This window comes from uncultured Albimonas sp. (genome assembly GCF_963977235.1).
Lineage (GTDB): Bacteria > Pseudomonadota > Alphaproteobacteria > Rhodobacterales > Rhodobacteraceae > Albimonas.
The window spans coordinates 88,348-108,139 of sequence record NZ_CAXBOD010000007.1 but is presented as its reverse complement, the minus strand read 5'-3'; the positions used below and the strand labels follow the sequence as shown (position 1 = coordinate 108,139).

The following is a 19,792-nucleotide window of genomic DNA, read 5'->3' as shown; positions in this document are numbered from 1 at the left end:
GTCCGCAGGGGTCAGGGATCGCGAAGCGACCGGCGAAGCCGGCTTGTCCTTGACCCCTGCGGGCGAGTCGCTCAGGCATCAGGCAGCGACGGACGGCTTCGGAGGACAGGCGCGGCCTCTGTTCTCTGGTGAGTCAGGAGCTCCGCCGGAGGCGCCCGCCCCGCCCGCCCCTCGCCCGCGCCCCCACAGGCGCCCGGCAGCCAAGCCCGCCCGCAGGGCGCCTGCAGGCCCCTTCCCCCCTTCCGCGCTTGCTCCCTCGCCCCTGGCGCGGCATAGCGGCCCCGCGCGCCCCGCCGGCATTGACCCGCGCCCCGCTCCCCCTAAGTGCGGGACGCCGGGCGCCGTCGCAGGGCGCCCGATTGGAACGGAGGGGCCGATGCTCGACGCCAGCCAGATGACGAAAGCCGGAGCCGGCCGGCTCGCCCATGCGCCGGGCGACCACCCGCCCGTCCCTCGCGCGAAGATCGGCGTGATGCTGGTCAACCTCGGAACCCCGCCCGCCACCGACTACTGGTCGATGCGCAAGTACCTGTCGGAGTTCCTCTCCGACCGCCGGGTCATCGATTATTCGCCGATGTTCTGGCAACCGCTCCTGCAGCTGGTGATCCTGACCAAGCGCCCGTTCACCTCGGGCAAGGCCTACGACAGCATCTGGAACCGCGAGCGCGACGAGAGCCCGCTGCTGACCATCACCCGCGAGCAGACCGAGAAGCTCTCGGCCCGCCTCGCCGCCGAGCTCGGCGAGGGCGTCATGGTCGACTTCTGCATGCGCTACGGCGAGCCGTCGACCGCGTCCCGCATCAAGGCGATGCAGGCGGCCGGAGCCGAGAAGATCCTGTTCTTCCCCCTCTACCCCCAGTACGCCGGCGCCACCACCGGCACCGCCAACGACGCCTTCTTCCGCGCGCTGATGGAGATCGTCTGGCAGCCCGCCGCGCGCACCGTGCCGCCCTACTACGACCACCCGCTCTACATCGACGCGCTGGCGAGGTCGGTCGAGACGGCCTACGCGGGGCTCGACAGGCGCCCCGACGCGCTGGTCACCTCCTACCACGGCCTGCCCAAGCGCTACCTGGTCGAGAAGGGCGACCCCTACCACTGCCACTGCGCGGCCACCACGCGCCGCCTGCGCGAGCGGCTGGGCTTCCCCGACGAGGAGGTGGTGCTGACCTTCCAGTCGCGCTTCGGCTCCGAGGAGTGGCTGCAGCCCTACACGGTCGAGGAGGTCGCGCGCCTGGCGAAAGCCGGCAAGACGCACATCGCGGTGATGGCCCCGGCCTTCTCCTCGGACTGCGTCGAGACGCTCGAGGAGATCTCCGAGGAGATCAAGGAGAGCTTCATCCATGCCGGCGGCGAGCGCTTCGACTACATCCCCTGCCTCAACGCCTCCGAGGACCACATGACGATGATCGAGGCGATCGTGCGCAACGAGCTTCAGGGCTGGATCTGAGGGCCCGATCCGCGCCCGGCCCGGGCGCGCGACCGCAGGGGCCGCGGACCTGCCGAGCCCCTCGCCGAGCCCCTCGCCGACCCCGCAACGCCCGTCCGGTCCCCCGGGCGGGCGTTGCGCGTCGCGAGATGCGCCCTATCTGGGAGAGCGGAGAGGGACCGGATACGGGAGCGCAGACATGGAACTTTTCGCCATACCCTGGATCGTGGCCTTCGGGCTGGTGGTCTGGTGGGCCTCGGTCTGGGGCCGCAGCGTGTTCTGGGCCGTCGTCGGGGCGCTGTTCCTGACGCCGCTGGTCTGGGGCGTCGTGCTGCTGATCCTGGGCCCCGACCGCGAGACGATCGGCTAGACCGCCTCAAGGCGTCATCCCGTCCAGGGAATCCTCCCGGACGGGACGCAACTGCGGGCCGCGGCGTCGCCGGCCGCGGCTCACGTGTCGGGCCCGGCTTTCGGTCGGCCAGACGAGCGCCGCGTCGGCCCGACCGACGGGCGCGGCGCGGCGCGGACCCGACAGACCCGCCGACGGGGATCGACAGACCGGCAGGGCGGTTCCGCACCCGGATCGAGACGATCTCTCCTTGATTCTGTCCATTTTGCAGTAAAATCTTTGCTCAGCGAGCGGCCGCGCCGCGGCCCGTCGCCGTCTCCGCGCCGCGCCGCCCCTCGGCCGCGACGCCCATTTCGAGCGGCGAACGAGCCCCGCACGCGACCGCCTGCCGCCGCCGGCAAGGTCGCCCGTCTCCTGCCGACGCGCCCGCACCGGAGCCGACGGACGGAGGACGCCATGAAATTCCTGCCCACCCTCTTCCGGAACGCGATCGTCAAGGGCCAGGTCGAGCTTCGCACCCCCGATGACGAGACGATCGTCGTCAAGGGCGCCGAGCTCGGGCCCCGCGTCGCGATCCGCATCACCGACCCTGCGCTCGACTGGAAGATCCCGCTCAACCCCGAACTGTTCGGCGCCGAGGCCTTCATGGACGGCACGCTGATCGTCGAGGACGGGCCCGAGGGCGGGACCGCCTATGACCTGCTGAGCCTGCTGTTCGAGAACCAGAGCGCCTTCACCCTCTCGGGTCCGCAGGCGCTGGTGCACTGGCTCGACCGCGTGTTCCGCCGGGTGTCGCAGCACAACCCGGCCTCGCGGGCGCGCCGGAACGCCGCCCATCACTACGATCTCGGCAACGCCTTCTACCGAAGCTGGCTCGACCCCGACATGCAGTATTCCTGCGCCTATTTTCACGACGGGACCGAGAGCCTGCGCGACGCCCAGATCCTCAAGAAACGTCACATCGCGGCCAAGCTGAACCTGCAGCCCGGGCAGCGGGTGCTCGACATCGGCTGCGGCTGGGGGGGAATGGCGCTGTATCTCGCCGCGACCGCGGACGTGGAGGTCACCGGCATCACGCTCGCCGAGGAGCAGCTCGCGATCGCGCGCGCCCGGGCGAAGGCCGCCGGGCTCGAGCATCGCGCGACGTTCGAGCTCGTCGACTACCGCAACGTGACCGAGCGCTACGACCGGATCGTCTCGGTGGGGATGCTCGAGCATGTCGGCGTCGGGCACCTGGAGACCTATTTCGAGAAGGTGCGCGCCTGCCTGAAGGACGACGGCGTGGCGCTGGTCCACTCGATCTCCTCGATGAGCCCGCCGGCGGCCACGGGGCCGTTCCTGCGCAAGTATATCTTCCCCGGCGGCTACACGCCCACGCTCTCGGAATGCGCCGCGGCGACCGAGAAGGCGGAGCTGTGGATGCTCGATTGCGAGATCTGGCGGGTTCACTACGCCCGCACGCTGCGCGCCTGGCAGGAGAACTTCCAGGCGGTGCGCGCGCAGGTCGAGGAGACCCACGATCCCCGCTTCGCCCGGATGTGGGAGTTCTACCTGGCGGCCTGCGAGTGCAGCTTCGCCTACGGCTCATCGAACGTGGTGCAGCTGCAGCTGGCGCGGGAGCGGGACGCGACGCCCCTGCACCGCGACTGGATCCCCTCGGCCGCCGCCGCGCTGGCGCGCAACGAGCCCGAGGCCGTGCGCCGCATCGAGGCCGCCACCGCCCGCGTCTTTGGCGAAACGCCGGCCGAACCGGGGGAGGCGGCGGGCGACCTCTACGACGGCCCGCGCGAGGCGAGCGGCTGAGTCTCGCCGGCCCGCGCCGGGGAGCCCGGGCGGCGACGGCGCCGGGGGGGCCGCCGCTCGGAACCCGGAGACGACGAAGGGCCGCCCCGAGGAGGGGCGGCCCTGCGCGGTCCGGCCGAGGCGCGGACGGGGTCCCGGCGCCGCCCGCGGGGGCGGCGCGAGAAAGCTCAGTCGTCCTCGAGGCGCGTCACGATCACCGTGACCACCGGGCGCTTGCCCCAGCGGCGGCCGCAGACGGCGCGGACGGCGCGGGCGGCGACCTCCTCGACGTCCTTGTCGGCTCGGCGGCGCTTGGGCAGACCCTCGACCGCCTCGTCGACGGCCTCGTAGATCATCGCCTCGAGCGGGGCCGGCCAGCGGTCGTTCTGCAGGGGGCCGCCCATCACCCGGATCTCGGGGTCGGCGAGCAGCTCGCCCTTCTCGTCGACCACCAGCGCGCAGACCACGTGACCCTGACGGGCCAGCTTCAGACGCGAGCGCACGACCCCGTCCATCGCCCCGATCAGCGTGTCGCCGTCGAGATAGAGACGCCCCACGGGCACCTCGTTCAGGATCACCGGACGGTCGCCCCCGATCGCCACCATCGTGCCGTTGGGCGCCGGGATCGCGGGCACCTGCATGGTCGCGGCAAAGGCCGAATGCTCGACCAGGTGGCGATGCTCGCCGTGCATCGGCACCGCCATGCGGGGCTTGAGCGCCTCGTAGAGGACGCGCAGGTCCTCCTTGCGGGCGTGGCCCGACACGTGGATCCGCCCGGTCAGCTCGGGCGAGGCCTCGTCGACCACGTGAACCCCGCGCTCGGAGAGCTGGTTGGCAAGCTTGGCCACCCCCTGCTCGTTCCCCGGGATGGTCTTGGAGGAGAAGATCACCATGTCCCCCTTGCCCAGCCGGACCGTGGGATGGGAGCCCGACGCGATCCGCGCCAGCGCCGCCCGCCCCTCGCCCTGCGAGCCGGTGGCGAGGTAGAGGACATGCTCCTGGGGCACGTCCTTGGCCTCGTGGTCGGAGATGGTGCGGGGGAAGTCGCGCAGCTCCCCGGTCTCGACCGCGGCGGCGACCATCCGCTCCATCGCCCGGCCGACCAGCACGACCGCGCGGCCGCACTGCTCGGCGGCCACGGCGATCGAGCGCAGACGCGCGACGTTGGAGGCGAAGGTCGTCGCGGCGACCGCCCCCTTGGCCGTGCGGATCAGGTCGGCGAGCGGCTTGACCACCTCGGACTCCGAGCCGCCGTGCCCGTTGAGGAACACGTTGGTCGAGTCGCAGATCATCGCCTGCACGCCCGTCGAGCCGATGGCGCGGAACGCCTCCAGGTCGAAGGGCGCGCCGATCTGGGGATTGTCGTCGAACTTGAAGTCGCCCGTGTGCACCACCCGGCCCGAGGGGGTGTCGATCACCAGGCTGGACGCCTCGGGGATCGAGTGGGTGACGGGCTGGAAGCTGACCTTGAAGGGTCCGGCCTCGATGGTCTCGCCCACCTGCACGATGTTGAGACAGGCGGGGTCGACCCCCGCCTCCTCGAGCTTGCGGCGGATGTGCAGGCCGGTGAAGGGGCGGGCGTGGATCGGCGCCTTCAGGCGCGGCCACAGCCGTCCGAGCGCGCCGATATGGTCCTCATGCGCGTGGGTCGCGAAGATGCCCACGAGCTTGTCCGCCTGCTCGGCGATGAAGGACGGGTCGGCCATCACCAGCTCGATTCCCGGAGACGTCTCCATGTCCCCGAATCCGACGCCGCAGTCGACCATGATCCAGCGACGCTTCGCGCCCTGCCCATGGCCATATAGATACATGTTCATCCCGATCTCGCCGGCGCCGCCAAGCGCCACGAAGACCAGGTCCGATCCGTCCGACATCAAGTTAGCCTTGTCTGTTCAATTCGTGGATGGCGGCGAGGCCCCTGAGCGTCAGGTCGCCGTCCACCGCGTCGATCACGTCCGTGCCTCGCGCGAACAAAGGCGAGAGACCCCCGGTCGCGATCACCTTCATCTTGCGGCCCCGCTCGTCCATGATGCGACGGCAGAGCCCTTCGATCAGGGATACGTAGCCCCAGTAGATGCCAGACTGCATGCACGCAACCGTATTCAGCCCGATCACCTTCTCGGGCTTGGTCACATCGATCTCGGGAAGGGCGGTCGCGGCGGTCTCGAGCGCCTTCAGCGCGAGGTTCACGCCGGGCGCGATGATGCCCCCCTCATAGGCCCCGTCCGCGCCCACCACGTCGATGGTGGTGGCGGTGCCGAAGTCGATCACGATGATGTCGCCGCCATAGGTCCGCCAGGCCGAGAGCGTGTTGACCAGCCGGTCCGCGCCGACCCGGGTGCCGGGATCGACCCGGACCTCTATCCCCACCTTGGTCTCGGGCTTGCCCACCACGATGGGGCGCACGCCGAAATAGCGGTCGGCGAGCACCCGCAGGTTGAACATCGTGCCGGCCGCGGTCGACGAGATCACCACCGCGTCGATCTGGCGGGACGAGATCCCGTGATGCTCCATCAACTGGCGCAGCCAGACGAAATACTCGTCCGCGGTGCGCTTGACGTCCGTCGCGCAGCGCCAGTCGGCCAGATAGGCCGTGCCGTCATGAATCGCGAACACACTGTTGGTGTTGCCCACATCGATCGCCAGAAGCATCGCCCGGTCTCCTCCCGCTCGGCTTCGTTTCCTGTCAGGGAAAGAACACCTCCGCGGCCGCGATTCTGCGCGCGCCCTGCGGAGTGTCCAGTACCAGCCGACCGTCGGAGTCGAGGTCGGCGAAGATGCCGGTGATCGTCTCGCGCGGCAGGCGGGCGACCACCGGCTCGCCCAGGCGCGCGGCGCGGGCGAGGAAGGCGTTGCGCAGGGGCTCGAACCCCTCGGCGCGGTAACGGTCGAGCCAGTGGGCGAAGGCGGCGGCCAGCGCGTCGAAGGCGGCCTCTGGGCTCGGGACCGGCACGCCCAGGTCGGCGAAGCTGATCGGGGGAAAGGCCGCGGCCGGATCGCCGGGGGGGCGCGAGGCGAGGTTGATCCCGATCCCGACCGAGATCCACTCGGGCTGGGGGCCCTGGCCTTCGGATTCCAGCAGGATGCCGGCGATCTTGCCGCCCTCGACCAGCACGTCGTTGGGCCATTTCAGCGCCACCTGCGCGCGCGGCGCGAAGCGGCCGGCCACGTCGGCCACCGCCAGCGCCGAGACGAAGGTCAGCAGTGCGGCCGCCCTGGCGCTCATCTGCGGGCGCAGCATCAGCGTGGCGGCCATGTTGCCGCCCGGATCCTTCCAGGCGTTGCCCCGGCGGCCGCGGCCGCCGGTCTGCAGCCTGGCCATGATCCAGACCGGCCCCGGCTCTCCCGCGCGGGCTTTCGCCCGCGCGTCGTCCATGGTGGAGCCGGTCCGCTCGTGGATCTCGCGCCCGTAGCCCTCGGGCCAGCCGTCCATCTAGTGGATCAGCGAGGCGGCGGCCGCGGCGGCGGCCTCCGGAACGCCGAACAGGTTGATCAGCGGCATGCCCCCGATCCCGATCACCAGCGCCGAGGCGGCCAGCGCCACGCCGTGGGGCAGCGGCATCGTGCCGGTCAGGCCCTGGTCGACCTCGTCGAAGAACATGATCTTGACGATGCGCAGATAGTAGAAGGCGCCGATGACCGAGGCGATGGCCCCTGCGGCCACCAGCGGCACCATCCCCGCCTGCACCGCGGCCATGAACACGTAGAGCTTGCCGTAGAAGCCCACCAGCGGCGGAATGCCGGCCAGCGAGAAGAACAGCACCAGCATCGCGATGGCCGAGGCCGGACGGGTCTTCGAGAGCCCCGCGAGGTCCGAGATCTGGGTCACCGGCTTGCCGTCCCGCTCCATCGTCAGGATGAAGGCGAAGACGCCGACGTTCATGGTCACGTAGATCGCGATGTAGATCAGCAGCGAGGAGGCGCCGTCCGGCGTGCCCGCCGCGAGCCCCACCAGCGCGAAGCCCATGTGCGCGATCGAGGAATAGGCCATCAGCCGCTTGATGTTGGTCTGCCCGATCGCCGCGATGGAGCCGAGGAACATCGAGGCGACGGCGAGGAACGCCAGGATCTGCCCCCAGTCATGCGCCGCGCCGCCAAACCCGTCGTAGAGCACGCGGGCGAACAGCGCCGCCGCGGCCGCCTTGGGGGCGGTCGCGAAGAAGGCGGTCACCGGGGTCGGCGCGCCCTCGTAGACGTCGGGCGTCCACATGTGGAAGGGCACGGCCGAGATCTTGAAGGCAAGGCCCGCGCACAGGAACACCAGGCCGAACAGCAGCCCCATCGAGGTCTCGGTCGCCGCCACCTCGGCGATGGAGGCGAACTTGGTGGCCCCCGTGTAGCCGTAGACCAGCGAGGCGCCGTAGAGCAGCAGGCCCGAGCTGAGCGCACCCAGCACGAAATACTTCAGCCCGGCTTCCGTCGAGCGCAGGCTGTCGCGGCGGATCGCGGCGATCACGTAGAGCGCCAGCGACTGCAGCTCGAGCCCCATGTAGAGCACCATCAGGTCGCCGGCCGAGACCATCACCATCATGCCCAGCACCGACAGCGCGATCAGCACCGGATACTCGAAGCGCATGATCTTGTGCTTGCGCATGTAGCCGTCCGACAGCAGCAGGATGATCGCCGCGCCGAACAGGATGATCACCTTGGCGAACCGCGCGAACGGATCGTCGATGAAGGTGCCATTGAAAGCGGTGTGCGTGCCGCCGGTCAGCCCGTCGACCGCGCCCAGGATCGCCAGGAACAGGGCGGTCAGCCAGGTGATCGGTCCGGCCCACTTGTCGCCCTGCCCGTAGGCGCCCGCCATCAGCGCCGCCATCGCGAAGATCGCCAGCAGAAGCTCGGGCAGGATGACGGAAAGGTCTTGGCTCAGCATGTCAGTGCGTCCCCTGCGCGGCGGTGTCGCCGTCCCCGTGGCCGCCGTCGCCGTGGCCCCCGGCCTCGGCCCCCTCGGCGGCCTCGATCAGGGTCGGCGCCGCGTCCGCGGTCGTGATGATGCCCGTGTCCCGGGCCTCGGCCACCGCCTGGTCGACGCCGGCGACCAGGTTCTCGACCGAGGGGCCGAAGACATCTGTGATCAGGCTCGGATAGACGCCCAGCAGCAGCATGCCGACCACCAGCGGGGCGAACAGCGACTTCTCGAGCCGGGTCATGTCCTTGATCTGCTTCAGGCTCTCCTTGATCAGGTCGCCGAAGACGACCCGCCGGTAGAGCCACAGCGCGTAGCAGGCCGACAGGATCACGCCCGTCGCCGCGCCGAACGCCGCCCAGGTCGAGACCTGGTAGGTCCCCGCCATGGTCAGGAACTCGCCGATGAAGCCCGAGGTGCCCGGCAGGCCGACGTTGCCCATGGTGAACAGCATGAACACCAGCGCGAAGGCCGGCATCCGCACCGCGAGCCCGCCATAGGCCGAGATCTCACGCGTGTGCATCCGGTCGTAGATCACGCCCACCGAAAGGAACAGCGCGCCCGAGATGAAGCCGTGGCTCAGCATCTGGAAGATGGCGCCGTCGACGCCCTGCTGGTTGGCCGCGAAGATGCCCATGGTCACGAAGCCCATGTGGGCGACCGACGAATAGGCGATCAGCTTCTTCATGTCCTCCTGCATCATCGCCACCAGCGAGGTGTAGATGATCGCCACGACCGAGAGGAAGAAGACGAAGCCCGTCATCAGCTCGGACGCCACGGGGAACATCGGCAGGCTGAAGCGCAGGAAGCCGTAGCCGCCCATCTTCAGCAGGATCGCCGCCAGCACCACCGAGCCGGCCGTGGGCGCCTGAACGTGCGCGTCGGGCAGCCAGGTGTGCACCGGCCACATCGGCATCTTCACCGCAAACGAGGCGAAGAAGGCCAGCCACAGCAGGGTCTGGAAGCCGCCCAGGATCTGCCAGCCCAGGATGTCGATCGGCCCGGCCGCGAACTCATGGGCCAGCAGCGCCGGGATGTCGGAGGTGCCCGCGTCCCAGTACATCGCGATCATCGCCACCAGCATCAGCATCGAGCCGAGCAGCGTGTAGAGGAAGAACTTGAACGAGGCGTAGATGCGGTCCTTGCCCCCCCAGATGCCGATGATCAGGTACATCGGGATCAGGCCGGCCTCGAAGAACATGTAGAACAGGAACATGTCGAGCGCGCAGAACACGCCCAGCATCAGCGTCTCGAGGATCAGGAAGCAGGCCATGTATTCCTTGACCCGGCTCGTGACGCCCCAGGAGGCGCCGATCACGATCGGCATCAGGAAGGTGGTCAGCATCACGAACAGGATCGAGATCCCGTCGACGCCCATCTTGTAGGAGAGGCCCATCAGCCAGGTCCCCTCCTCCACGAACTGGAAGTCGGGGTTGGAGCTGTCGAAGCCGCCGAGGATCACGAGGCTCAGCAGGAAGGTCGCCGCGGTGGTGATCAGCGCCACCACCTTGGCGTTGAGCTGGGCGGCGGCGTCTTCGCCGCGCAGGACAAGGATAAGGACCAGCGCCCCGATCAGGGGCAGGAAGGTCACCAGCGTGAGGATGTTGTCCATCTCAGTGCGCCCCCCCGCCGACGCTCAGCCAGGTGATCAGGATCGAGATGCCGATCAGCATCACGAACGCGTAGTGGAAGACATAGCCCGACTGGGCCCGGCCCGAGAGCCGGGTGAAGAAGGGCACCACGCCCATCGCCAGCCCGTTGATGATCCCGTCGACGATGGCGCCGTCGCCCTTCTTCCACAGGGTCCTGCCGATCCACATCGCGGGCCGGACGAAGATCCAGTGATAAAGCTCGTCGAAATACCACTTGTTGAGCAGGAACTTGTAGAGGCCGTGGTGACGCTCGGCCAGCTCGCGCGGCAGCGACGGGGACTTGATGTAGAAGATCCAGGCCACCACCAGCCCGCTCAGCATCGCCACGAAGGGCGACAGCTTCACCCAGGCCGGGACATAGTGGCTGTCGTGCATGACGTGGTTGCCCTCGCCCATGAAGATGGCGGTGTTGAACCAGGCCTCGGCGCTCTCGCCCCCGATGAAGGGGTAGTAGAACGCCATGCCCGCCAGGACCGCGCCCGCCGACAGCAGGTAGAGCGGCCACATCATCACGCCCGGGCTCTCGTGCGCGTGGTCGTAATGCTTCTTGTCCCGGGTCTCGCCGAAGAAGGTCATGAACACCAGGCGCCAGGAGTAGAAGGAGGTGAAGGCGGCCGCGATCACCAGCATGGTGAAGGCGAAGCCCGCGGCGGCGTTGTGCGAGGCGAAGGCGCCCTCGATGATCGCGTCCTTGGACACGAAGCCGGCGAAGCCCACGGGCAGGTGGATCAGGTCGTAGCTGAACGGGATCCCGACGCCCGTGATCGCCAGCGTGCCCAGCGTCATGCACAGGAAGGTCACCGGGATCTTGTGGCGCAGGCCGCCGTACTTCCGCATGTCCTGCTCATGGTGCATCGCGTGGATCACCGAGCCGGCCCCGAGGAACAGCAGCGCCTTGAAGAAGGCGTGCGTGAACAGGTGGAACATCGCCGCCTGATAATAGCCCACGCCCGCGGCCACGAACATGTAGCCCAGCTGCGAACAGGTCGAATAGGCGATGACCCGCTTGATGTCGTTCTGCACCAGGCCGACGGTCGCGGCGAAGAAGGCGGTCAGCCCGCCGATGGCCACGATGAACACCTGGGTGTTCGGCGCATACTCCATCACCGGCGACATCCGGCAGACCAGGAACACGCCCGCGGTCACCATGGTGGCGGCGTGGATCAGGGCCGAGACCGGGGTCGGACCCTCCATCGCGTCGGGCAGCCAGGTGTGCAGCAGCAGCTGCGCCGACTTGCCCATCGCGCCGATGAACAGAAGGAAGCAGGCGAGCTCGGCCGCGTTCCAGTCGGTCCACAGGAAGCGGATCGAGGTCTGCGCCAGCTCCGGCGCCGCGGCGAAGATCGTGTCGAGATCGACCGAGTCCACCACGAAGAACAGCGTGAAGATGCCCAGCAGGAAGCCGAAGTCGCCCACCCGGTTGACCACGAAGGCCTTCATCGCAGCGGCGTTGGCCGAGGGCTTCTTCCACCAGAAGCCGATCAGCAGGTAGGAGGCGACGCCCACCCCTTCCCAGCCGAAGAACAGCTGCAGCAGCGTGTCGCCGGTGACCAGCGCCAGCATCGCGAAGCTGAAGAACGACAGGTACGCGAAGAACCGCGCCTTGGCCTCGTCCTCCTCCATGTAGCCCATGGAGTAGAGGTGCACGAGCGCCGAGACCGAACACACCACGACCAGCATCACCGAGGTCAGCCGGTCCAGCCGGATGCCCCAGTCCGCGACCAGGCTGCCGCTGTCGATCCAGCGCATCAGCACCAGTTTGTCGGTCTCCTCCGGCAGGGCGAAGAAGACGATCCAGGCGAAGACCGCGGCGACCATCATGATGCCGGTGGTCAGCATCATGGCGCCCTTGTCGCCCAGCATGTTCTTGCCGAAGCCGGCGAGGATCGCTCCCGCCAGCGGCCCCAGCAGGATGAAGAGCGTCAGGCTCTCGAGCATCCCTTATCCCTTCATCATGTTGACGTCCTCGACCGCGATGCTTCCGCGATTGCGGAAGAAGCAGACGAGGATGGCGAGACCGATGGCGGCCTCGGCGGCGGCGACGGTCAGCACGAACAGGGTGAACACCTGCCCCGCGAGATCGCCCAGATGCGCCGAGAACGCCACGAAGTTGATGTTGACCGCGAGCAGCATCAGCTCGATCGACATCAGAATGATGATGATGTTCTTCCGGTTGAGGAAGATTCCGAAGATGCCCGTGACGAACAGGATCGCCGCCACGGTCAGGTAATGCTCGATGCCGATGCCCGCGCTTTCCATCGTGTTCTCTTTCCCGTTCTCAGATCCGGCCGCTGGCGACGGCGACGCCCCCGCCCGCGACGGTCCTGCCCCCCGCGCTCACAGCCCCTGCCCCGGCTTGACGTCCTTGAGCTCCACGGCCTCGTGCCGCTCGCGGTAGATCTGCTTGACCACGTCCTGGCGCTTGATGCCGGCCTTGTGGCGCAGCGTCAGCACGATCGCGCCGATCATCGCCACCAGCAGCACCAGGCCCGCGAGCTGGAACAGCAGCACGTAGTCGGTGTAGACGAGCCGGCCCAGCGCGCGGGTGTTCTCCACCTGCTCGGGTATCGGGGCGACCGCGGTGCGCAGCTCCGGCGCGGCGTCGGCGAAGACCCACTGGCCGGCGACCAGACCCAGCTGGATCAGCAGCACCAGGCCGATCAGCAGCCCCACCGGAAGATAATCGGTGATCCCGGCCCGCAGCTCGGCGAAGTCGACGTCGAGCATCATCACCACGAACAGGAACAGCACCGCCACCGCGCCCACGTAGACGATGGCGAGCAGCATGGCCACGAACTCCGCCCCCACCAGGACGAACAGCCCCGAGCAGGAGAAGAAGGCCAGGATCAGCCACAGCACCGAATGGACCGGGTTGCGGGCCAGGACGGTCATCAGCCCCGCGGCGATGGCCGTGCAGGCGAAGAGGTAGAAGGCGATCGTCGCCACGGTCATGCTTGAGCGTCCTTCTCAAGAGCAGGCGGTGTCCGCAGCGGCGTCGCATGCGGAAGCGAGGCGGCGAACGCATCGCGCGCGCTGGCATGAAGCATGCCGTCCTCCTTGTAATACTCGGTCACGAGATCCGCGACCGCGGCCTCGTCGGCGAGACGTTCGGCCACCGCATCGCCGGCAGGGGCGCCCAGGCCGAGACCGCGCAGTCGCATCAGCACGCGGACCCGGAACGGAACCGTCCCGAAGCGCTTGCGCGTCTCGCTTCCCGCCAATGTGCGGTTGGCATGCGCGAGAGCGGACGCGCCGGTGGCGACGCCATAGCGCGCGTCCAGCATCGCCGGAATCCGGCTCACGTCCTCGAGCGGAACCAGGGTCTCGACGATCTGGCGCCCGTCATGGCGCACGTAATCGACCTGAGGCTGGAAATGCACCAGCCGCGGGTCGCGCCAGGGCTCCGCCCCTTCCAGCAGGCGCGCGCTCAGCTTCCTCGCCGTCCGCCGCACCAGTTCGTAGGGCAGCTGCGTGAGGTCCTTGCCCGTGCGATAGCGCAGATGCTCCGCCAGACTCGAGACGAAACGCGCGCCGGGATCGCGGACCACGGCGAAGCTGCGGTAGGCGGCGACCTTGGCATAGGCGTTGGGGAAGTGCCGGGACAGTTGTGCGAGCGGAATATGCATCAGATCGATCCGCCCCCCCCACCGGTGGTTCTCGTGGATGCCTTCAAAGGCATTCGTCTGGTCGTCGAACGGCACCAGCAGTTGCCGCAGGCTGGTGCCGGCGCACTTCGGGATGTGGATGAACGCCAGCTTGTGATGATCGCTGATGATCATGACGCCGCCTCCCGCAAGGCCGGCGTCAGCAGGCGTTCCCGCGGGCCCGCCAGGCCGAAGCCCGCCAGGGCGCCTCCGGCGCGGTCCGCGTGAAATCGATCTCCAGGTCGCAGGCGTATTCCTCGACCCGGGTGCGGTAGGCGGGGCCGTAGCCCCCCCAGGGGTAGCCCGGCCCGCCGTAGCGGCGCGACAGCGTGCCGAGGCCGCCCGGCTGGTAGGGCGGCCAGGGGCCCCAGGGATCCTCCCACGCCACCACCCGGCGCTGCGACCAGCGCAGGGAGCGGACGTCGTCCTCGATCCCCGGCGTCTCCTCGCCGGTGGTCAGCTCGGCGTCGGGGACGCCCAGGTCGCGCACGATCTCGCGCTCGCTCAGGCCCATGCGCGGGTCCATGCGCTCCTTCAGCGTGGGTTGCGGCGCGCCCGTCGAGCAGGCCGCCAGCAGCGCGGCGCCCAGGCAGGCGAGCGCGATACGGCGCAGCATCGGCCGTCTCCTTCCTTCCCCCCAGGTGATCGCCACACGTCATGCCCCTGCCTCCCCCGCTCAGCGATAGGGGGCGTCGAGCTCGAGGTTGCGGGCGATCTCCCGCTCCCACCGCTCGCCGTTCGCCAGCAGCTTGTCCTTGTTGTAGAACAGCTCCTCGCGGGTTTCGGTCGCGAACTCGAAGTTCGGCCCCTCGACGATGGCGTCCACCGGGCAGGCTTCCTGGCAGAAGCCGCAGTAGATGCACTTCGTCATGTCGATGTCGTAGCGCGTGGTCCGGCGCGAGCCGTCCTCGCGCGGTTCGGCCTCGATGGTGATCGCCTGGGCGGGGCAGATCGCCTCGCACAGCTTGCAGGCGATGCAGCGTTCCTCGCCGTTGGGATAGCGGCGCAGGGCGTGTTCGCCACGGAAGCGGGGGCTCAGCGGCCCCTTCTCGAACGGGTAGTTCAGGGTCGCCTTGGGCTTGAAGAAGTACTTGAAGCCCAGCCGGAAGCCCCCGATGAAATCGGCGAGCACGAAGTAGCGTGCGGCGCGGGCGGCGGTGAAAGCCATCGTCGGTTTCTCCTTACCAGCGGGCGTAGCCGGGGACGCCGTACTGCGCGAGCCCGGCGGCGATGACCACCCAGCCCAGCGACAGCGGCAGGAACACCTTCCAGCCGATGCGCATCAGCTGGTCGTAGCGGAAGCGAGGCACGACCGCCTTCACCATGGCGAACATGAAGAAGAAGAACACGGTCTTGAGCGTGAACCAGAAGATGCCGTCCGGCAGACCCGGGATCGGCGAGAGCCAGCCCCCGAAGAACAGCGTCGTCATCAGCGCGCACATCAGCGTGATCGCCATGTACTCGCCGATCATGAACAGCAGGTAGGGCGTGGAGCTGTATTCCACCTGGTAGCCCGCCACCAGCTCCGACTCCGCCTCGGGCAGGTCGAAGGGGGGGCGGTTGGTCTCGGCCAGGGCGGAGATGAAGAACATGATCATCACCGGGAAATGCGGCAGCCAGTACCAGGAGAACAGGCCGTAGGCGCCGTCCTGAGCTTCCACGATCCGGGTCAGGTTCAGCGAGCCGGTGGTGATCAGCACGCCCACGATGATCAGGCCGATCGAGACCTCGTAGGAGATCATCTGCGCGGCCGAGCGCAGGCCCCCCAGGAACGGGTATTTCGAGTTCGACGCCCAGCCGCCCATGATCACGCCGTAGACCTCGAGCGAGGACACGGCGAAGATGAACAGGATGCCGACGTTGATGTCCGAGACCACCCAGCCCGCGTTGAACGGCACCACCGCCCAGGCCACGGTCGCCAGCACGAAGGAGACCAGCGGCGCGAGGAAGAACACGGTCTTGTCCGCGCCGGCGGGGACCACGATCTCCTTCATCGCGAACTTCAGGAAGTCCGCGAAGCTCTGCAGCAGGCCGAACGGCCCCACCACGTTGATCGATCGGCGAAGCTGCACCGCGCCCCAGACCTTGCGGTCCATCCACAGAAGGAAGGCGAGCGAGACGAGAAGGCAGACCGTCACCACCAGGCACTGAAGCGCGATGATCAGGCCCGGAAGGGCGTAGGAGGTCCAGAAGCCGGCGTCTTCCATCGTCACGTTCACTCCGCGGCCATCGGCTGCGCTTCACGGTCCGCCTTGAGCCGGGAGAGCTCGGCCATGACGGTGGAGGCGCGCTGGATCGGGTTGGTCAGGTAATGGTCCGCGACCGGGGCGATGAAGGCCGCGTCGTCGATGTCCCCGGCGGGAAGCGCCGGGCCCTCGTTGACGGGCACCTCGTCGATCAGGCCCAGGTGGGGGACCGCCTCGAACATCTTGGCGCGCAGCGCCGAGAGGCTGTCGAAGGGCAGCGTCTTGCCGAGCGTCGCCGAGAGGGCGCGCAGGATCGCCCAGTTCTCGCGCGCGTCGCCCGGGGGGAAGCCGCAGCGGTTGGCCATCTGCGGACGGCCTTCCATGTTCACGAAGATCCCGGACTCCTCGGTCCAGGCGGCGCCGGGCAGGATCACGTCGGCGCGATGCGCGCCGCGGTCGCCGTGGCTGCCCTGGTAGACCACGAAGGGGCCGGCGGGGATGTCGCCCTCGTCGGCGCCGAGGTTGAAGACCACGTCGGCCTTGAGCGCCGCCTGCACCCCGCCCTCGGCGACGCAGCCAAGGTCGAGCGCGCCGACGCGGCTGGCCGCCGTGTGCAGGATCAGCAGGCCGCTCTGGGTCTTCGCGCAGATCTCCTGCGCCATCGCCAGGATCGAGAGCCCGTCGGCGCGGGCGAGCGCGCCCTGCCCGACCACCACGACCGTGTTCAGGGCGTGGTTCTCCTCGGCGTTGTCCATCTCGAGGATCTCGGTCAGGGCGGCCTTGCCCTCTCCGGCGTGATGGACGTCGTAGGTCAGGTCGTTGCGCGCGCCGATCCGCCCGATGGTGGCGCCGTTCAGCCAGGCCTTGCGGATGCGCGCGTTCAGCACCGGCGCCTCGCCGCGCGGGTCGACGCCCACCAGCAGGATGCGGTCCGCGGTCTCCAGATCCTCGATGGTCGCGGTGCCGGCGTAGGCCGCGCGGTTGTCGGCGGGCAGCATGGCGCCGTTCAGGCGGCTCTCGACCACCCCGCCCAGGCTCTCGACCAGCGACTTCAGCGCGAAGGCGGACTCGGTGGAGGCGAGGTCGCCGACCAGGCCCGCGACGGTCTTGTCCCTGGCGGCCGCTGCGATCGCCTCGAACGCTTCGGTCCAGGTGGCGGGCTTCAGCTTGCCGTCCACGCGCACGAAGGGCCGGTCGAGGCGCTGGCGGCGCAGCCCGTCCCACACGAAGCGGGAGCGGTCGGCGAGCCACTCCTCGTTCACTCCGTCATGGTTGCGGGGCAGGATCCGCATCACCTCGCGCCCGCGCACGTCGACCCGGATGTTGGAGCCGAGCCCGTCCATCACGTCGATGGTCTCGGTCTTCTTCAGCTCCCACGGACGGGCGGTGAAGGCGTAGGGCTTGGAGGTCAGCGCGCCGACCGGGCACAGGTCGATGACGTTGCCCTGCAGTTCCGAGGTCAGGGTCTGGGCGAGGTAATTGGTGATCTCGCTGTCCTCGCCGCGGCCGGTCTGGCCCATCTCGGGGACGCCCGCGACCTCGGTGATGAAGCGCACGCAGCGGGTGCACGAGATGCAGCGGGTCATGCAGGTGCCGACCAGCGGGCCGAGGTCCATGTCGACCGCCGCGCGCTTGGGCTCGCGGTAGCGGGAGAAGTCGACGCCGTAGGCCATCGCCTGGTCCTGCAGGTCGCACTCGCCGCCCTGGTCGCAGATCGGACAGTCGAGGGGGTGGTTGATGAGCAGGAACTCCATCACCCCTTCGCGGGCCTTCTTGACCATCGGCGTGTTGGTGAACACCTCCGGCGCCTGGCCTTCCGGCCCCGGGCGCAGGTCGCGCACCTGCATGGCGCAGGAGGCGGCGGGCTTGGGCGGGCCGCCCTTCACCTCCACGAGGCACATGCGGCAGTTGCCGGCGATCGACAGGCGCTCGTGATAGCAGAAGCGCGGGATCTCCACCCCGGCCTCTTCACAGGCCTGCAGGATGGTCATCGCGCCGTCGACCTCGATCTCCTGGCCGTCGATGCTGATTTTCTTGAGGTCGCTCATGCCGCCTCCGCCGCTCCGCGGCCCCGGGATTTCCAGAGCTGCGCCTGTTCCAGATGAGTCCAGCCGAACGCTTCGTCCGTGTCGCCCTCGGCTTCGAGACGACGCAGACGGGCGACGCCCTCCTCGACCGAGGGGCGATGGCCGACCGGCACCCACCACATCACCAGCCGCGGGGTCGCCCACGGCTCGAACCACTCAGGACCGCGGGCGTAGAAGCGCCCGTGCACGGTCCTGAACACGAAATGCTCCAGCGCCTCGACGCTCTCCCACACCGAGAGGGCGGAGGCGATGCGCGTATCGCCGCCCAGCGGCCCCTGGGGGTCGAGCTGCGCCTGCTCCATGCCCGCGTCGTCGAGACGCCACACGAAGCCCGCGCTGCGCTCCCCCACCGCGTTCACCCGGTCGAGCGCATCCCTGAAGGGGGCGACCCGCGGGTCCTCCCAGTCATGGAGCAGCCGGCCCAGGTTGAAGGCGGCGATATGATGGGCGGCGGGCTGCATCACTCGGCGGCCACCGCGGCGCTGACGCGGCCGGTCTTCCTGGCCTTGATCCGATCCTCGATCTCGTCGCGGAAGTGACGGATCAGGCCCTGGATCGGCCAGGCGGCGGCGTCGCCGAGCGCGCAGATGGTGTGGCCCTCGACCTGCTTGGTCACGTCGAGGAGCATGTCGATCTCCTCGATCTCGGCGTCGCCGGTCACCAGGCGATCCATCACGCGCATCATCCAGCCGGTGCCCTCGCGGCAGGGCGTGCACTGGCCGCAGCTCTCATGCTTGAAGAACTTGGTCAGGCGCCAGACGGCCTTGATCACGTCGGTCTGCTGGTCGATGACAATGGCGCAGGCGGTGCCGAAGCTGGATTTCAGCTCCCGCATGCCGTCGTAGTCCATGATCGCGCCCTCGGCCTGGCTGGCCGGGATGATCGGGCAGGAGGCGCCGCCGGGGATCACCGCCTTGAGGTTCTTCCACCCGCCGCGGATGCCGCCGCCGTGCTTGTCGACCAGCTCGCGGAAGGGGATCGACATCGCCTCTTCCACCACGCAGGGGTGGTTCACGTGGCCGGTCAGGCCGAACAGCTTGGTCCCGGAGTTGTTCTGGCGGCCGAAGCCCGCGAACCACTCGCCGCCGCGGCGCAGGATGGTGGGGGCCACCGCGATGGACTCGACGTTGTTCACCGTCGTCGGGCAGCCGTAGAGGCCGGTGTTCGCCGGGAACGGCGGCTTCAGCCGCGGCATGCCCTTCTTGCCCTCGAGGCTCTCGAGCAGCGCGGTCTCCTCGCCGCAGATATAGGCGCCGGCGCCGTGGTGGACGTAGACGTCAAAGCCCCAGCCGTGGGCGTCGGGGCCGAGCAGGCCGGCGTCGTAGCACTCGTCGATGGCCGACTGCAGCGCCTCGCGCTCACGGATGAACTCGCCGCGGATGTAGATGTAGGCGGCGTGCGCGCTCATCGCGAAGCCGGCGATCACGCAGCCCTCGATCAGGGTGTGCGGATCGTGGCGCATGATCTCGCGATCCTTGCAGGTCGCGGGCTCGGATTCGTCGGCGTTGACCACCAGGTAGTGCGGGCGGCCGTCGGATTCCTTGGGCATGAAGGACCACTTCAGCCCGGTGGGGAAGCCCGCGCCGCCGCGGCCGCGCAGGCCGGACTTCTTCATCTCGTCGATGATCGCGTCGCGGCCCCGGGCGAGGATGTCCGCCGTGCCGTCCCAGCAGCCGCGAGCCTGCGCGCCCTTCAGCGTGCGGTCGCGCATCCCGTAGATGTTCGTGAAGATCCGGTCTTCGTCCCGCAGCATT

The 19,792-nt window shown here is 68.9% G+C and carries 17 protein-coding genes and 1 pseudogene; 3 read left to right on the top strand and 15 right to left on the bottom strand.

Translation table 11 applies throughout. The annotated features are described in order from the left end of the window. Nucleotides 1-376 precede the first annotated feature (376 nt). From hemH to AAC134_RS06790, 3 genes are all read left to right on the top strand, one after another. Nucleotides 377-1,450, top strand: a complete 1,074-nt coding sequence (hemH, locus tag AAC134_RS06800; RefSeq protein ID WP_339948310.1) for a ferrochelatase — start codon at nucleotides 377-379, stop codon at nucleotides 1,448-1,450. Between the two features lie 178 nt (nucleotides 1,451-1,628). Beyond that, nucleotides 1,629-1,799 (top strand): hypothetical protein, encoded by a 171-nt coding sequence (locus tag AAC134_RS06795; RefSeq protein ID WP_339948309.1) that lies wholly within the window; start codon nucleotides 1,629-1,631, stop codon nucleotides 1,797-1,799. A gap of 435 nt (nucleotides 1,800-2,234) precedes the next feature. Further along, on the top strand, nucleotides 2,235-3,581 hold the full coding sequence (locus AAC134_RS06790) for a cyclopropane-fatty-acyl-phospholipid synthase family protein (protein ID WP_339948308.1): 1,347 nt from the start codon (nucleotides 2,235-2,237) through the stop codon (nucleotides 3,579-3,581). A 167-nt stretch (nucleotides 3,582-3,748) separates the two neighbouring features. On the opposite strand, the gene AAC134_RS06785 is transcribed toward AAC134_RS06790, so the two are convergent. The 15 genes and pseudogenes from AAC134_RS06785 to nuoF form a co-directional block, all read right to left on the bottom strand. Next, a complete protein-coding gene (locus tag AAC134_RS06785) occupies nucleotides 3,749-5,434 on the bottom strand; it encodes a ribonuclease J (RefSeq protein ID WP_339948307.1) in 1,686 nt (561 codons plus the stop codon). Between the two features lie 4 nt (nucleotides 5,435-5,438). Beyond that, complete coding sequence (locus AAC134_RS06780) at nucleotides 5,439-6,212, bottom strand: type III pantothenate kinase (RefSeq protein ID WP_339948306.1); 774 nt, start codon at nucleotides 6,210-6,212, stop codon at nucleotides 5,439-5,441. 34 nt (nucleotides 6,213-6,246) lie between these two features. Continuing rightward, nucleotides 6,247-6,993, bottom strand: a complete 747-nt coding sequence (locus AAC134_RS06775; protein WP_339948305.1) for a biotin--[acetyl-CoA-carboxylase] ligase — start codon at nucleotides 6,991-6,993, stop codon at nucleotides 6,247-6,249. Further along, nucleotides 6,994-8,436 carry an NADH-quinone oxidoreductase subunit NuoN gene (gene nuoN, locus AAC134_RS06770; RefSeq protein ID WP_339948304.1) on the bottom strand — a complete coding sequence of 481 codons (1,443 nt, stop codon included), beginning with the start codon at nucleotides 8,434-8,436 and terminating at the stop codon, nucleotides 6,994-6,996. Nucleotides 8,437-8,569: 133 nt separating this feature from the next. Then, nucleotides 8,570-10,081: pseudogene (locus AAC134_RS06765) on the bottom strand (NADH-quinone oxidoreductase subunit M); the annotation flags it as partial. Nucleotide 10,082: 1 nt separating this feature from the next. Next, the gene (gene nuoL / locus AAC134_RS06760; protein WP_339948303.1) at nucleotides 10,083-12,059 is read right to left on the bottom strand and encodes an NADH-quinone oxidoreductase subunit L; all 1,977 of its coding nucleotides are present in this window, start codon (nucleotides 12,057-12,059) and stop codon (nucleotides 10,083-10,085) included. Between the two features lie 3 nt (nucleotides 12,060-12,062). Further along, on the bottom strand, nucleotides 12,063-12,380 hold the full coding sequence (gene nuoK, locus AAC134_RS06755; protein ID WP_339948302.1) for an NADH-quinone oxidoreductase subunit NuoK: 318 nt from the start codon (nucleotides 12,378-12,380) through the stop codon (nucleotides 12,063-12,065). 78 nt (nucleotides 12,381-12,458) lie between these two features. Further along, entirely contained in the window at nucleotides 12,459-13,073 is a 615-nt protein-coding gene (locus AAC134_RS06750) for an NADH-quinone oxidoreductase subunit J (RefSeq protein WP_339948301.1), read from the bottom strand. Then, entirely contained in the window at nucleotides 13,070-13,900 is an 831-nt protein-coding gene (locus AAC134_RS06745) for a sulfotransferase family 2 domain-containing protein (protein ID WP_339948300.1), read from the bottom strand. The genes AAC134_RS06750 and AAC134_RS06745 overlap by 4 nt, the downstream gene beginning before the upstream one ends. A gap of 25 nt (nucleotides 13,901-13,925) precedes the next feature. Continuing rightward, entirely contained in the window at nucleotides 13,926-14,381 is a 456-nt protein-coding gene (locus tag AAC134_RS06740) for a hypothetical protein (protein ID WP_339948299.1), read from the bottom strand. 60 nt (nucleotides 14,382-14,441) lie between these two features. Further along, nucleotides 14,442-14,933 (bottom strand): NADH-quinone oxidoreductase subunit NuoI, encoded by a 492-nt coding sequence (gene nuoI, locus AAC134_RS06735; RefSeq protein ID WP_339948298.1) that lies wholly within the window; start codon nucleotides 14,931-14,933, stop codon nucleotides 14,442-14,444. Between the two features lie 13 nt (nucleotides 14,934-14,946). Next, nucleotides 14,947-15,972, bottom strand: coding sequence for an NADH-quinone oxidoreductase subunit NuoH (nuoH, locus tag AAC134_RS06730; RefSeq protein WP_339948321.1), 1,026 nt, complete (start codon nucleotides 15,970-15,972; stop codon nucleotides 14,947-14,949). A gap of 8 nt (nucleotides 15,973-15,980) precedes the next feature. After that, nucleotides 15,981-17,999, bottom strand: coding sequence for an NADH-quinone oxidoreductase subunit NuoG (gene nuoG / locus AAC134_RS06725; RefSeq protein ID WP_339948297.1), 2,019 nt, complete (start codon nucleotides 17,997-17,999; stop codon nucleotides 15,981-15,983). Continuing rightward, nucleotides 17,996-18,499 carry a DUF3291 domain-containing protein gene (locus AAC134_RS06720; RefSeq protein WP_339948320.1) on the bottom strand — a complete coding sequence of 168 codons (504 nt, stop codon included), beginning with the start codon at nucleotides 18,497-18,499 and terminating at the stop codon, nucleotides 17,996-17,998. Before AAC134_RS06720 ends, nuoG begins: the two co-directional genes overlap by 4 nt. Then, on the bottom strand, nucleotides 18,499-19,791 hold the full coding sequence (gene nuoF, locus AAC134_RS06715; RefSeq protein WP_339948296.1) for an NADH-quinone oxidoreductase subunit NuoF: 1,293 nt from the start codon (nucleotides 19,789-19,791) through the stop codon (nucleotides 18,499-18,501). Before nuoF ends, AAC134_RS06720 begins: the two co-directional genes overlap by 1 nt. Nucleotide 19,792: the final 1 nt, after the last annotated feature.